7 protein-coding genes are annotated in these 13,740 nt (G+C 65.6%); 5 read left to right on the top strand and 2 right to left on the bottom strand.

Annotated features, from left to right (window positions below):
• Positions 1-51 precede the first annotated feature (51 nt).
• Both H8F01_RS14045 and H8F01_RS14040 read right to left on the bottom strand, forming a co-directional pair.
• Positions 52-2,673, bottom strand: coding sequence for a bifunctional aspartate kinase/diaminopimelate decarboxylase (locus H8F01_RS14045; RefSeq protein WP_274380547.1), 2,622 nt, complete (start codon positions 2,671-2,673; stop codon positions 52-54).
• A gap of 381 nt (positions 2,674-3,054) precedes the next feature.
• Positions 3,055-4,569: a fumarate hydratase gene (locus tag H8F01_RS14040; RefSeq protein WP_187055713.1), complete on the bottom strand. Its 1,515-nt coding sequence runs from the start codon at positions 4,567-4,569 to the stop codon at positions 3,055-3,057.
• Between the two features lie 421 nt (positions 4,570-4,990).
• On the opposite strand from H8F01_RS14040, the gene H8F01_RS14035 reads away from it, so the two are divergent.
• From H8F01_RS14035 to H8F01_RS14015, 5 genes are all read left to right on the top strand, one after another.
• A complete protein-coding gene (locus H8F01_RS14035) occupies positions 4,991-6,928 on the top strand; it encodes a S53 family peptidase (RefSeq protein WP_187055712.1) in 1,938 nt (645 codons plus the stop codon).
• A 139-nt stretch (positions 6,929-7,067) separates the two neighbouring features.
• Positions 7,068-8,393 carry an APC family permease gene (locus tag H8F01_RS14030; RefSeq protein ID WP_187055711.1) on the top strand — a complete coding sequence of 442 codons (1,326 nt, stop codon included), beginning with the start codon at positions 7,068-7,070 and terminating at the stop codon, positions 8,391-8,393.
• A 51-nt stretch (positions 8,394-8,444) separates the two neighbouring features.
• A complete protein-coding gene (locus H8F01_RS14025) occupies positions 8,445-8,975 on the top strand; it encodes a (2Fe-2S)-binding protein (protein ID WP_187055710.1) in 531 nt (176 codons plus the stop codon).
• Positions 8,972-11,236: a xanthine dehydrogenase family protein molybdopterin-binding subunit gene (locus H8F01_RS14020; RefSeq protein WP_187055709.1), complete on the top strand. Its 2,265-nt coding sequence runs from the start codon at positions 8,972-8,974 to the stop codon at positions 11,234-11,236. The genes H8F01_RS14025 and H8F01_RS14020 overlap by 4 nt, the downstream gene beginning before the upstream one ends.
• 249 nt (positions 11,237-11,485) lie before the next feature.
• Positions 11,486-13,738, top strand: coding sequence for a patatin-like phospholipase family protein (locus H8F01_RS14015; protein WP_187055708.1), 2,253 nt, complete (start codon positions 11,486-11,488; stop codon positions 13,736-13,738).
• Positions 13,739-13,740: the final 2 nt, after the last annotated feature.

Genomic DNA, 13,740 nt, shown 5'->3' with positions numbered 1-13,740 from the left:
CCTCACCCCAACCCTCTCCCCAGAGGGGAGAGGGAGGAAGCAAGCGTACCGTCAGGCGTCCAGGATGACCTCTTCCGCCTCATCCCGCAGGTTGTAAGGCGAGGACATTACCTTGCCGTACGCACCCGCCTGCGCCACCAGCATCACGTCACCTTCCACCGGCTCCGGCAGACGACGATCCGTGCCCAGCACGTCACCGCTTTCGCAGATCGGGCCCACCACCTGGAACAGCGCCGTGACCGGCTCATCCAGGCGCGAGAGGTTGACGATTTCGTGCCAGGCCTCGTACAGCGCCGGGCGGATCAGGCTGTTCATGCCGGTATCCACGCCCAGGTAGCGGATCTGGCCGTTGCCCTTGCCCTTGGTCTGGGTGACCTTGGTGAGCAGCACGCCGGCTTCGGCCACGAGGTAACGGCCCGGCTCCATCCACAGCTTGTAGTGCGGATAGGCCGCCTTCACTTCGCGAAGCACCTTGTCGAGTGCGGCGATATCCAGCCGCGCCTCGCCCGGATGCGACGGCACGCCGAGGCCGCCACCGATATCCAGGAAGGTCACGCTGCCGATGCGCTCGGCAAGACTGGCCAGCTGGCCGTAGACCTCGCCCCAGTGGCTATCGTCCAGGATGCCCGAGCCCAGGTGCGCGTGCAGGCCACGCACGGTCACGCCGTGGGTGTCGGCAAGGCGCAGGAAGGCATCAAGCTGTTCCACCGGCAAACCGAACTTGCTGCCGCTGCCGCCCGTGCGCACCTTTTCGTGATGACCCAGGCCGCGACCGAGATCCAGCCGCAACACCACTTCCTTGCCGCGGAACAGCTCGCCCCAGCTTTCAAGCTGGTACAGCGAATCCAGCGAGAGCGTGGCGCGCGTGCTCAGACCCCATGCGTAATCCTCGCGCGGCGCGAAGTTGGGCGTGAACAGCAGGGGTGCCGATTCCGGCACCACCGCCATCACGGCCTTCAGTTCGCCCGGCGACACGCATTCGAAGCCGAAGCCTTCGTCTGCCAGCGCCTTGAGGATGGCCGGATGCGTATTGGCCTTCACCGCGTAATGCAGGCGATCCACCGCTGCCAGCGATTTCAGCTCGCGCGCCTGCTGGCGCACGGTGGGCAGGTGGTAGACGTAGCGCGGCGTGGCACCGGCGCCGATCTTCAGCAGATCCGCGCGGCGCTCCTCGCGCCACCACGATGCTGCCGGCGGCAGCACCTCGCCCGTGCCGTACAGCGCCTGCCAGCTCGGGCCGAACAGCGCGCTGTCGTCGGTACGCAGCGCGCCAGCGGTGATCAGCAGCTCATGCAGGTGCGGCAACAGGTCGTCGACCACGTTCTCATCCACCACGAAGGTGAGATTGAGGTTGTTGGACGACTGCGAAATCATGTGCACGCGCAGCTGGCCGAACTCGGCGAGCACGGTGGACAGCGTGTGCAGCATGGAGCGCATGCCACGACCGACCAGGGTAATCGCCGCGCACGGCGCTATCACCTTGACGCGGCACACCTTGGCCAGGTCGCTGGCGAGCGCGGCGAGCGCGTCCGAATCGAGCAGGTTTTCGGTGGGATCCAGCGACACCGTCACGTTGGTCTCGGCCGAACCGATCATGTCCACCGACAGGCCATGCTGCTTGAACTGGGCAAACACGTCGGCGAGGAAGCCGACCTGCTGCCACATGCCCACCGATTCCATCGACACCAGGGTGATGCCCTTGCGTGCACTGATGGCTTTCACGCTGGGCGCATGCTCGCGCACTTCCGGGCCGATCAGGGTGCCTTCCAGCTCGGGCCGGTTGGTGTCCTTGATCAGCAGCGGCACGCGCGGCTCGCGCAGCGGCGAAAGGCAGCGCGGATGCAGCACCTTGGCACCGGTGGAGGCGATTTCCTGGGCTTCCTCGTAATCCAGTCGCTGCAGCAGGCGTGCGCTGGGCACCTGGCGCGGGTTGGCGGTGAACATGCCCGCCACGTCCGTCCAGATTTCCACGCGCTGCGCCTTCAGCAACGCACCGAAGTACGACGCCGAGGTATCCGAACCACCACGACCCAGCAGCACGGTGCGCCCCTGCGCCTCACGTGCGATGAAGCCCTGCGTGATGAACACGTCGCCCTGCTCCGCGAGGCGCGCATTGAGCGCCGGATCCGGCTTCGTCTCGACCATGGCGGAGAGCAGCTTGGTGCGCTCGTTCTGGTTGGGCAGCGCGATGGCCGAAAGGCAATCGCGGGCATCCACCCACTGCGTGTGCAAACCGCTGTGGGTAAGGAAGGCCGCGCCCAGCGCGCTGGACATCAGCTCGCCATGCGCCTGCACCAATGCCGCCCACGCGAGTTCACCCAGCACCGACGGACCATCGTCCGCCAGTTGCGCCAGTTCGGTGAGTCGGGCGTCGAGGGTGTCCGGAACCGCCAGCTGCATGTGATCGAGCAGGTCGTAATGACGCTGTGCGATCGCCTTGGCAGCCTCGATGCGTTTGCCCTTGTCTTCCTGCGCGCACATCTGTTTGAGTGCGTCGGTGATGCCGGTGAGCGCGGACACGACCACCAGCACGCGGGCGCCTTCGGCGCGGCGGCTGGCAACGAGCTCACGGATGTTCTGCCAGCGCGGCAGGGTAGCGACACTGGTGCCGCCAAACTTCATCACGATCCAGGATGCGTCAGCAGGAAGCGACGCGGGGCTTTGCGGGTTCACGAGTACCTTCGTTGGTGGTTGGAGAAGACAATCTTGTGAGTGTTGCGCCGCAGCAGGCGGAATGCAACCCGCGGGCGCAGACAGTGTTTGGATGGCTAAATGCGGTGGAGTATGGGAAGTGCACCCTTCCTCACCGTTACATTTGAAACGTCATTCCCGCGAAAGCGGGAGGCGTCCTTCAACCGCCGGATGGCGGTTCACCCAGTGCCTTTACGGCCTGGCGTTGTGATGCAGGAGCGAAAAGTCGCTGGATTCCCGCTCTTGCCCCCTTTTCGGGGTTCGCGGGAATGACGGTGAGGGAAAACGGACGCAACCGTAAACCCCCACCCGCCCCTCACTCTGCCCTCTCCCCAAAGGGGAGAGGGAAAGAGCCGTGTGGCGTCAGGCCACCACCACGGGGATTTTGCCAATACGCGCCTGCCATTCTTTCGGGCCCGTCTGGTGCACGGAGGTGCCGGCCGAATCCACGGCCACGGTCACCGGCATGTCCTTCACTTCGAACTCGTAGATCGCTTCCATGCCCAGGTCGGCAAAGCCCACCACGCGGCTGGCCTTGATCGCCTTGGACACGAGGTAAGCGGCGCCGCCCACGGCCATCAGGTACACCGACTGGTGCTTCTTGATCGCCTCGATGGCGGCCGGGCCGCGCTCGGCCTTGCCGACCATGCCCAGCAGGCCGGTCTGCGCCAGCACCTGCTCGGTGAACTTGTCCATGCGGGTGGCGGTGGTCGGGCCGGCCGGGCCCACCACTTCGTCACGCACCGGATCGACCGGGCCCACGTAGTAGATGAAGCGGTTCTTGAAATCGACCGGCAGCGGCTCGCCCTTGTTGAGCATGTCCACCATGCGCTTGTGCGCGGCGTCGCGGCCGGTGAGCAGCTTGCCGTTGAGCAACAGCACTTCGCCCGGCTTCCAGCTCGCCACGTCTTCGCGAGTGACCGTATCCAGGTTCACGCGACGACCCTTGCTGGAGTCATACGTGAGCTTGGGCCAGTGCTCCAGCGACGGCGGATCGAGCGCGACCGGGCCGGAACCATCCAGCGTGAAGTGCGCATGGCGCGTGGCGGCGCAGTTGGGGATCAGCGCCACCGGCAGATTGGCCGCGTGGGTCGGGTAATCCTTGACCTTGATGTCGAGCACGGTGGTGAGGCCACCCAGGCCCTGCGCGCCGATGCCCAGCGCGTTGACCTTTTCGTACAGCTCGATGCGCAGTTCTTCGGCGCGATTCTGCGGGCCGCGGGCGATCAGCTCCTGGATGTCGATGTGCTCCATCAACGACTCCTTGGCCAGCAGCATCGCCTTCTCGGCGGTACCGCCGATGCCGATGCCCAGCATGCCCGGCGGGCACCAGCCGGCGCCCATGGTCGGCACGGTCTTGAGCACCCAGTCCACGATGGAGTCGGACGGGTTGAGCATGGCGAACTTGGACTTCGCTTCCGAACCGCCACCCTTGGCCGCAACGATCACCTCGACGGTGTCGCCCGGAACGATGGAGACGTTGATCACCGCCGGCGTGTTGTCCTTGGTGTTGCTGCGCTTGCCGGCCGGGTCGGCCAGCACGCTGGCGCGCAGCTTGTTGTCCGGGTCGTTGTAGGCACGACGCACGCCTTCGTTGACCATGTCGTCCAGCGACATCGTGGCGTCCCAGCGGACGTTCATGCCCACCTTGAGGAACACGGTGACGATGCCGGTGTCCTGGCACAGCGGGCGATGGCCTTCGGCGGCCATGCGCGAATTGATCAGGATCTGCGCCATCGCGTCCTTCGCGGCCGGCGACTCCTCGCGCTCGTAGGCGGCGGCGAGATTGGTGATGTAGTCGACGGGGTGGTAGTAGCTGATGTACTGCAGGGCGTCGGCGACGGACTGGATCAGATCGTCTTGCTTGATGGTGGTCATGGCGGTGGCTTCGACTCCGGGGGATGGCGGGCGTCGAAAACCGGAATGTCTACGACGCACAACCCTCTTATTGTGCCGCAAACCGGCCCGGAGCCTGAAAAGCGCCGCCAAGCCGTTCTTTTTCCCGTGGAAACGCTCCGGCGCGGCCCGCGATCCGACCTGCCATTGGTTGTAGGCGCAACATATTGCGCAAGACATGCAAGCAGTGATGCCATTTGCGTAATTTCTTTCGATCAATCAGCCACTTCCGGTATTCCTCCGGCAGCGTTAGTTTCACCGGGCCGGTATGGAGTCATCTTCAGGGGGCATGCCGGGTTGGGGAATGCCATGACGTCCGTCTTATGACCATGCCGGGAGGCGTGACAGCGCACAGGTGCGCGTCATGGCACGGCAGGAGTCGTATCCACCCTGGAGAAACCACATGCTCTCGACGTTGCATCGCAAGTCGCTCGCAGTCTCCCTCGGCCTTCTGTTCTTTGGCGGCGCCACTTCGGCGGCCATGGCAGCTGGCACTTCGTCACCGGCCGATCTCGGTGCCAGCAACACGAACCAGACGGTAAACGTCACGCTCGTGCTGGGCCTTCGCAATCAGGATGCGCTGGAGAACTTCGTCTACAGCACGGTTACGCAAGGCAATCCCTCCTACCATCGATTCCTGACGACGGCGCAGTTTGCCGACCGTTTCGGCGCGTCTACCGACGACATCGCCAAGGTGCAGGCCTTTGTCAAACAGCAAGGGCTGCAGCAGGTCGAACTGCTGCCGAACCACCTGGCGATCAAGGTGAGCGGCACCATCGGCCAGTTCAACAAGGCCTTCCAGACGTCCATTCATGACTACCGCAATGCCGATGGCACGACGTTCCATCGTCCCAATGCCACCCCGACGCTGCCCTCCTCCTTGTCCGGCACACTGGTGGTCGCTTCGGGCCTGAGCACCGAAGCCCGCTATCGCTCGCGCCGCGTATCGGCCTTCCAGCCCTCTACCCCGACCGCCTCCACCACCTCCGCCGCCACCATGAGCCCGCTGGCCAAGAGCGCGGCAGCCGCGCCCGCCAAGGCTGCCGGCTGCACCGGCAATGCAACGGCGACCTGCACCCCGGGCTCGTTCACCGTGGGCGACGTGGCCAATCGCTACAACATCAACCCGCTGTACGCCGCCGGCGTGAACGGCAGGGGCGTCACCATCGGCATTGCCACGCTGGCGAATTTCCTTCCTGCGGATGCGTATACGTACTGGAGCACCATCGGGCTCAACGTCAAACCCAACCGCATCAGCCAGGTGCACGTGGACGGCGGCGGACCGCTGGGCAGCGCCGCGGGTTCGGGCGAAACCTCGCTCGACGTGGAGCAGTCCGGCGGCGTGGCACCGTGGGCGAACATCATTGTGTATGACGCGCCAAACACCGATGCCGGCTTCTTCGACGTGTTCAACCAGGCCGTGTCCGACAACAAGGTCGACAGCCTGTCGGTCAGCTGGGGCTCGCCGGAAATCTTCTACTTCCCGCAGTTGAACGGCGGCGTGGACCTCACCGACGAGCTGCGCGCGTTCCACCAGGTTTTCCTGGAAGCCGCAGCACAGGGTATTTCCATGTTCGCCACGGCGGGCGACTCCGGTGCTTACGACACGGTACGCAGCCTTGGCGGCTTGCCGTCCGATCCGGTACCGCCGCCGCTGACCGCGGACGCACCGGGCTCGGATCCGCTCATCACCACTGCCGGCGGCACCACGGTGCCCTTCACCTACAGCTTCAGCGGCGGCCCGAAGGCCACGCTCGACAAGGAAAGCATCTGGGGCTGGGATTACATCGCCAGCTACTTCCAGAGCAACTTCGGTGTCGACCTTTTGCCGGAGGTGTATTCGGTGGGCGGTGGCGGTGGCGTCAGCGTGTTCTGGCCGTTGCCGCGCTACCAGGCCTTTACCTCGGGCATTCGCCGCAGCGAGAAGAAGCAGACCCTGCTCGCGCCGGCCTATGACATCAACTACACGCTGCCGGGCAACTACAAGGGCCGCAACGTGCCGGACGTCTCGCTGAATGCGGATCCGGAAACCGGCTACAGCTTCGTGTCCTCGCTGGACGGCCCGGGCCTGCTGACGTTTGAAGGCGGCACCAGCTTCGTGGCGCCGCAGCTCAACGGCATCAACGCCCTGCTGACACAGGCCACGTATGGCCGCGTAGGCCTGTGGAATCCGCAGATCTACGCCATGCAGAACATCTTCAGCTACGGGCCGTTCTCGCCGTTCAACGACATCCGTGCCGGCGACAACTGGTTCTACAAGGGTGTGCCGGGCTATGAGCCAGGCGCAGGCATTGGCACGCTCAACGTGACCAACCTGGCGCTGTTCTTCTCCGTGTTCTGATTGCGCAGATCACGCTGCCGAAGGAAGGGCCGGCCCCGCGCCGGCCCTTCTGTTGATGCGAACACGGCCTCCGCCAAGGGCTTGCCTACACCCGCCCCCTGCCGCCATGCTCGCCGCAATTTCCCGCAGCGAAGCTTTCATGAGCGATACCTCGACGCCCGGCGGCTACGTCCGTCGTCTCCGCCCATGGGATGCGGCCCTGATCGTGGTCGGTGGACTGATCGGCGGCGGCATTTTCCTGAATCCGTACATCGCCGCGGGTCGCACGGAATCCGGTCTGGCACTGCTGCTGGTGTGGATAGGCGCGGGCATCCTCACCCTCATCGGCGCCCTGTGCTATGCCGAGCTGGGTGCACGCCGCCCCCATGCCGGCGGCAGCTACGTCTATCTGCGCGACGCCTTTGGCCCCCTGGCGGGCTTCCTGTTCGGCTGGACCATGCTGCTGGTGATCTATTCCGGCTCCAGCGCAGCGGTGGCCACCATCTTCGCCAGTTACGCCACCGCGGTGTTCGGACTGCCAACCACCATGATCACGCCGCTGGCCGCAGGCGCGCTGGCCTTCGTGGCGCTGATCAACCTGTTCGGCCTGCGCCTGGGCGCGCAGGTGCACAACCTGTTCACCCTGCTGAAGCTGCTGGCGGTGGCGGTGCTGGTGGTGTGCGGCCTGTTCCTTGCGGGCGCGGGTGGCAAGGGTGTGCTGGCCGCCGATCCGACTTACCCCGACGTGGGTTTCATGGGCGCGGCCCTGCCGGTGCTCTTCGCGTACTCGGGTTTCACTTATCTCAACAATCTGGCCGGTGAAGTCACCGAGCCCCAGCGCACCCTGCCGCGCGCCCTGTTCATCGGCATGGTGCTGGTCATCGCGGCCTACGCTCTGGTGAACCTGGCCTACCTGGCCGTGCTCGGGCACGCCGGCCTGGCGGCCAGCCATACGCCGGCGGCCGACGTGATGCAGCGGGTGTTCGGCAGCACCGGCGCCAAGGTGATGGCCATCGGCATTGCCATCTCCACGCTGGGCTTCTGCAACATCACCCTGGTCTCCGGCGCCCGCGTGCTGCAGGTGATGGGCGACGACGGCCTGTTCTTCCGCAGCGTGGCGCGCCTGCACCCCGTGCACCGCACGCCCAACGTCGCCCTGTTGCTGCTCTCGGGCTGGGCCATCGTGCTGGTGCTGTCCGGCAGCTATGGCCAGCTGCTCGACTACGCCACCTTCGGCGACTGGCTGGCCTGCGCCGTGGGCGTGGCGACGCTGTTCTGGTATCGCCGCCGGGAAGGCGCGGAGGCCAGCTTCCGCGTGCCGGGCTACCCTGTGCTGCCACTGATCTTCATCGGCACGGTGGGCCTGGTGGTGGTGCAGAGCCTGCAGGCCAGCCCCAAAAACACCGGCATCGGCTTGCTCATCATGGCCGCCGGCGTGCCGGTTTACCTGGTGTGGCGACGCCTGTTCAGCCGGGTTACCTCCTAAGAACCGGGCTGCAATGCCACAATGAGTGGATTCCGAAGGAGCTCCGACCCGATGGCGAACGCGCAAGACCAGCTGCCGACACCTGGAACAAGCAACACCATCGTGCCCGAGAAGGTGCGCGAGGGAGTCGACCTGGAGATCAACGGCAAGAGCTATCGCCACACCGGCGATGACCAGATGCCGTTGCTCTGGTATCTGCGCGACGTGCTGCGCCTGACCGGCACCAAGTACAGCGGTGAGCACGGCGAGGGTGGCTACGACCTGGTGCTGGTCGACGGCAAGCTTGCCTCGGCCACCCAGCTGCCGGTGGCCAAGCTGGCGGGCAAGCAGGTCACCACGGTGGAGGGCCTCGCTGCCGCTGACGGCAAGCTCCACCCGCTCCAGCAGGCCTTCATCGACGAGAACGCCATCGGCTGCGGCTATTGCACGCCCGGCTGGCTGATGGCTTCGCTGGATCTGCTCAATCGCCACCCGCAGCCCGGAGACAGCGACATCGACCAGCTGCCCAACCTCTGCCGCTGCGGCTGCCAGACCCGTGTGCGCAGCGCCATCAAGCGCGCCGCCAAGGGGGCCCGCGCATGAGCCACGCCAACGACACCATGCTGCCGCTGTCGCGCCGCCGCTTTCTCAAGGTACTCGCCGGCACGGCCGGCGCGTTGATCGTAGGCATTCCGCTGGCGGAAGCCGCCGACCTGCCGGTTCCTCCCGCCATGCTGGGCGATACGCTCTTTGGGCTGGGTGCCTACGTGCGCATCGATGCGGACGGCAACGTCGTCATCGGCATCCGTGATCCGGATACCGGCACCGGCACGTCCACCTCGCTGGCCCGCATCATCGCCGACGAACTCGATGCCGACTGGACCCGCGTCAGCGTGGTGCCGCTCGGCCTGGGCGTGGAAGACGACAACGGCAAGCCGCGCTGGATCTATGGTCACCAGACCAGCGGCCTGGGCAACTCCATTCCGGCCGCCTGGGCCGATCTGCGCGGCGCCGGTGCGCTGGCGCGATGGCTGTTGCTGCAGGCGGCGGCGCGTCGTCTCGGCGTGCCGGCCGATCGCCTGCGTTGCGACGAAGGCAACGTGGTCGCCCCCGATGGCCGCCGGTTTGGTTACGGCTCGCTCGCCGAAGCGGCCGCGAAGATCGCGCCGCCGGACGCGCCGGTGCAGCTCAAGACGCCGGACCGCTACACGCTGATCGGCCAACCCGCGGGCGACATCGATGCGCGCGCCATCGTGACCGGCCAGACAGCCCACGCACTCGACACCTACATGGCGGATGCACTGGTCGCCGTGCTGTCGCATTGCCCCTGGCCCGATGGCAGCGTGGAGAGCCTGGACACCACCGAAGCACTCGCCGTGAAGGGCGTGGTCAAGGTGGTGCAGGTGAAGCCGGAAGCCGGCGTGCCGCTCGGCCAGACCGTGCGCTCGCCCGCCGTGGCGGTGCTCGCCGAGAACACCTGGGCTGCGCTGCAGGGTCGCGCCAAGCTCAAGCTGCAGTGGAAGGCCGGCGCGCAGAGTGAGAGCAGCGCGTGGTTCGAACAGCAGGCCGCCGACCTGGTCAACGCCAAGGATGCCCAGCCCACCACTCGCGCGCGCAATGACGGCGACGTGGATGCCGCCTCGAAGAAGGCTGCACGCCGCGTCGAGGCCACCTACGTGCAACCGTGGCTTGCCCATGCCACGGCCGAGCCCATGAACTGCCTGGTCAGGATCGACAAGGATCAGGCCGTGGTGGTCGCGCCCACGCAGGCGCCACAGCAGGCGTGGAAAGTCGTGCAGCGACTCACCGGCCTGTCACCGGCCCAGATCGAGATCCGCGTGCCACGCGTGGGTGGCGGTTACGGCCGCCGCCTCGACCACGACTACGTCGCCGAAGCGGTGATGCTGGCCAAGGCGGTCGAGAAGCCGGTCAAGCTGATGTGGACGCGCGATGAAGACCTCACGCAGGACTACTATCGCTCCGCCACCGTGCACAAGCTGAGCGCCACACTGGATGCCAAACGCCAGGTGGTCACCTGGAACCAGCGCCTGGCGAGTGCCTCGTCGCTGGCCCAGCGCGGCCAGCCGGACAATCAGCTTTGGACGTCCGAAGTCGACGCACGCCAGTTGCCTGCCGGCCTGGTGCCCAACCTGCGCAGCGACTGGTATTCCCTGCCCTCGGCCATGTTGCGTGGCCCGGCCCGTGGCATGCCGCACGTGAACAACGCCTTCGCCGTCGAAAGCTTCATTGACGAAATCGCCTATTCGCTCAAGGAAGATCCGCTGGTCACGCGCCTGCGCCTGATCGGCGAACCGCGCATGATCGACCTGGGCGAAGGCCACGCGCTGGACACCGGCCGCCTGCTCAATGTGCTCAAGTTGGTCGCCGACCGCATCGAGTGGAAGAACTGGCTGCGCACCGTCAACGGCCTGGGCATCGCCTGCTGGCACATCAATGGCGCCTACGTGGCGCATGCGGTGGAAGCCTCGCTGCAGGGCGACAAGCTCAACATCGAGCGCGTGGTGTGTGCGGTGGATGTGGGCCGCGTGATCAACCCGGCCGGGCTGGAAGGCCAGGTGGCCGGTGCCACGCTGGACGCGCTTTCCTCCGCACTCAATCTGTCCGTGACCTACAAGGACAGCCAGGTCCAGCAGCGCAACTGGAAGGACTATCCGCTGGCCAGCATGGCGCTGCTGCCCGACACCACCGAAGTGATCATCGTGCCGGGCGATCGTGAACCAACGGGCGCGAGCTTCCTCGGCATGCCGAGTGCCGCACCGGCACTGGCCAACGCCGTTTTTCGTGTCAGCGCAGTGCGCGTGCGACGTCTGCCACTGCTGAAAGAAATGCTGCGCATGCTGTAACAAACGGGGCCGCAACGGCCCCGTTTCATTTGAAACGCATGCCATTCTGAAACGCACGCACCTCGCGCGCGCATTGCGGACATCCATCCGACAGACAGCTTTGTGACAAAACCGTGTACGGGCGAGCTGCGTAAAAAGCCTGCCCCACTTGAGTAATTTCACGGACGCGCAGATCAGTATCCTGCCTTACGATGCTCTGAACCCGGTGTCATCCGGGCAATACCGTTTTTCTATCTTCGAGGGGTGGTAATGCGCTGTCGGCTAGCAGTGATCGCCATGCTGTGCCTGTTTGCGGCGATGCCTTCCTTCGGGCAATCGGCGCCCACTCCTTCATCCGGTCGATGCATCGGCCTCGTGCTTGGCGGCGGTGGCGCGCGTGGCGCGGCACACATCGGCGTGCTCGAAGTGCTCGAGCGTGAGCACATTCCCATCTGCCGCGTATCGGGTACCAGCATGGGTTCCATCGTCGGCGGCATGTACGCGGCGGGTTACTCATCGCAGGAGATGGACAAGATCATCAGCACGCTGGACTGGAGCGACCTGTTCTCGGACAACCCGGCACGCATCGAACTGCCGATGCGCCGCAAGGATGCGGACTATCGCTACCTGCTCAATTTCGAAGTGGGCTACAAGAACGGCCGCATCATCACGCCTGCCGGCGTGGTGCAGGGCCAGAAGCTTCTGCTGCTGTTGCGCCGCCTGCTGATTTCCACCTGGGATGTGCACGATTTCGACCAGTTGCCGATTCCATTCCGCGCCGTCGCCACCGACATCGTGGCCGGCAAGCCGGTGGTATTCGGTTCGGGGGACCTGGCGCTGTCGATCCGCTCCAGCATGTCCGTGCCCGGCGCGTTCGCACCCACCAATGTCGACGACCTGCTGCTGGTCGACGGCGGCCTGATGGACAACGTGCCCATGGACGTCGCGCGCAACATGGGCGCGACGCAGCTGATCGTGGTGAACGTGGGCTCTCCCCTGGCCCACCGCGAAGAGCTGAGCAACCCCGTGGCCGTGCTCAACCAGATGGTGAGCGCGCTGATGGAGGAGAAAACCCAGCGCCAGCTCAGCACGCTGGGGCCGAACGACATCCTCATCACGCCGGCACTGGGCGACATGAGTGCTTCCGAGTTCAATCGCGGCGCCGAGGCCATCGCCATCGGCAAGGCCGCGGCGGAAGCCGCACTGCCGCGCCTGCGCGCCCTGGCCGTGGGACCGGACGAATGGAACGCCTTTGTCGCCCAACACCGGCAACGCACGTTCGATCCGGCGCTGGTGGCCTTCCTCAAGGTCGACGCCAGCCATACGCAAACCGCGCCTTACGTGGAAGAGCGACTCGCCAAGGATGTAGGCAAGACCTTCGACGCCACCAAGCTCGAGTCGCAGATCGGCAGCATCTACGGCCAGGGCAACTACCAGCAGATCGACTACCGGCTGCAACAGCAGGAGAACCAGCGGGGCCTGCTGATCATCCCGCGCGACAAGCCCTGGGGGCCGGTGTACGGCAAGCTGGGCTTCCAGTTGGACGACGATTTTGCCGGCCGCAGCGAATACCTGATCTCTGGCGAAGTCACCGCCACCAACATCAACCGGCTCGGCGCAGAGTGGCGCAGCACCGCATGGGCAGGCCGTATCGGCGGCCTCGCCACGGAGTTCTATCAGCCGTGGGGACAAGGCGCATCCACCTACATCATGCCGTTTGGCCTGCTGCGCAACGAAGACTTCCCGGTCTTCACGGAAGACGGCGACAAACAGCTGGCCGAGTACCGGGTCAAACGCAGCTACCTGGGGCTCGAAGGCGGCTGGTCGCCGCTGCCGTACTGGCGCGTGCTGACCAGCTATACGCGCGGAAGCGACAAGGGCGATCTGCGCATCGGCAATCCGGAAGATTTCTTCAACGAGACGCAGAACTACAGCCAGCTCAAGTTTGGCGTGGACTGGGACACCCTGGACGATGCGCAGTTTCCCTCCAAGGGCGCGCGTGCCAGCCTGACCTACAACATGTACCGCCCCTGGCTGGGCGCCAACCAGACCGGCGACGTGGCGCAGCTGAAAGCCGACTGGGTACCCGACTTCGGACTGGCCCAGACGCGCTACCACCTGCTGCTGGGCATGTGGGCCAGCAGCGCGCTGAGCCACGACAAGCAGATGGACCAGTTCTTCGAGGCGCAGAGCTTCCTGGGCGGGTTCCTCAACCTGTCGGGGTACCCGGAGCGTTCCCTGCATGGCGATCAGTCCTTCCTGGGCCGGGCGGTGGTGTACCGGCGCACCGGCAAGATGGATGCGGTCTTCTCCACGCCCATTTTCATCGGTGCCAGCCTGGAAGCGGGCAACACCTGGCAGAGCAAGAGCCAGGTGCGATTCGATTCGCTGATCTATGCGGGCAGCCTGTTCCTGGGCGTGCAGACGCCGCTGGGGCCGCTGTTCCTTGGCTACGGCTACGCCGAGGGCGGCCACAACTCGGTCTACCTGACCTTCGGCTCGCTGCTGCGGCCGTCGCCCTGAGG

It is taken from the genome of Dyella telluris (genome assembly GCF_014297575.1).
GTDB classification, from domain to species: domain Bacteria; phylum Pseudomonadota; class Gammaproteobacteria; order Xanthomonadales; family Rhodanobacteraceae; genus Dyella; species Dyella telluris.
Note: the sequence above shows the minus strand (reverse complement) of the source record. Positions and strands in the feature narration are given on the sequence as shown.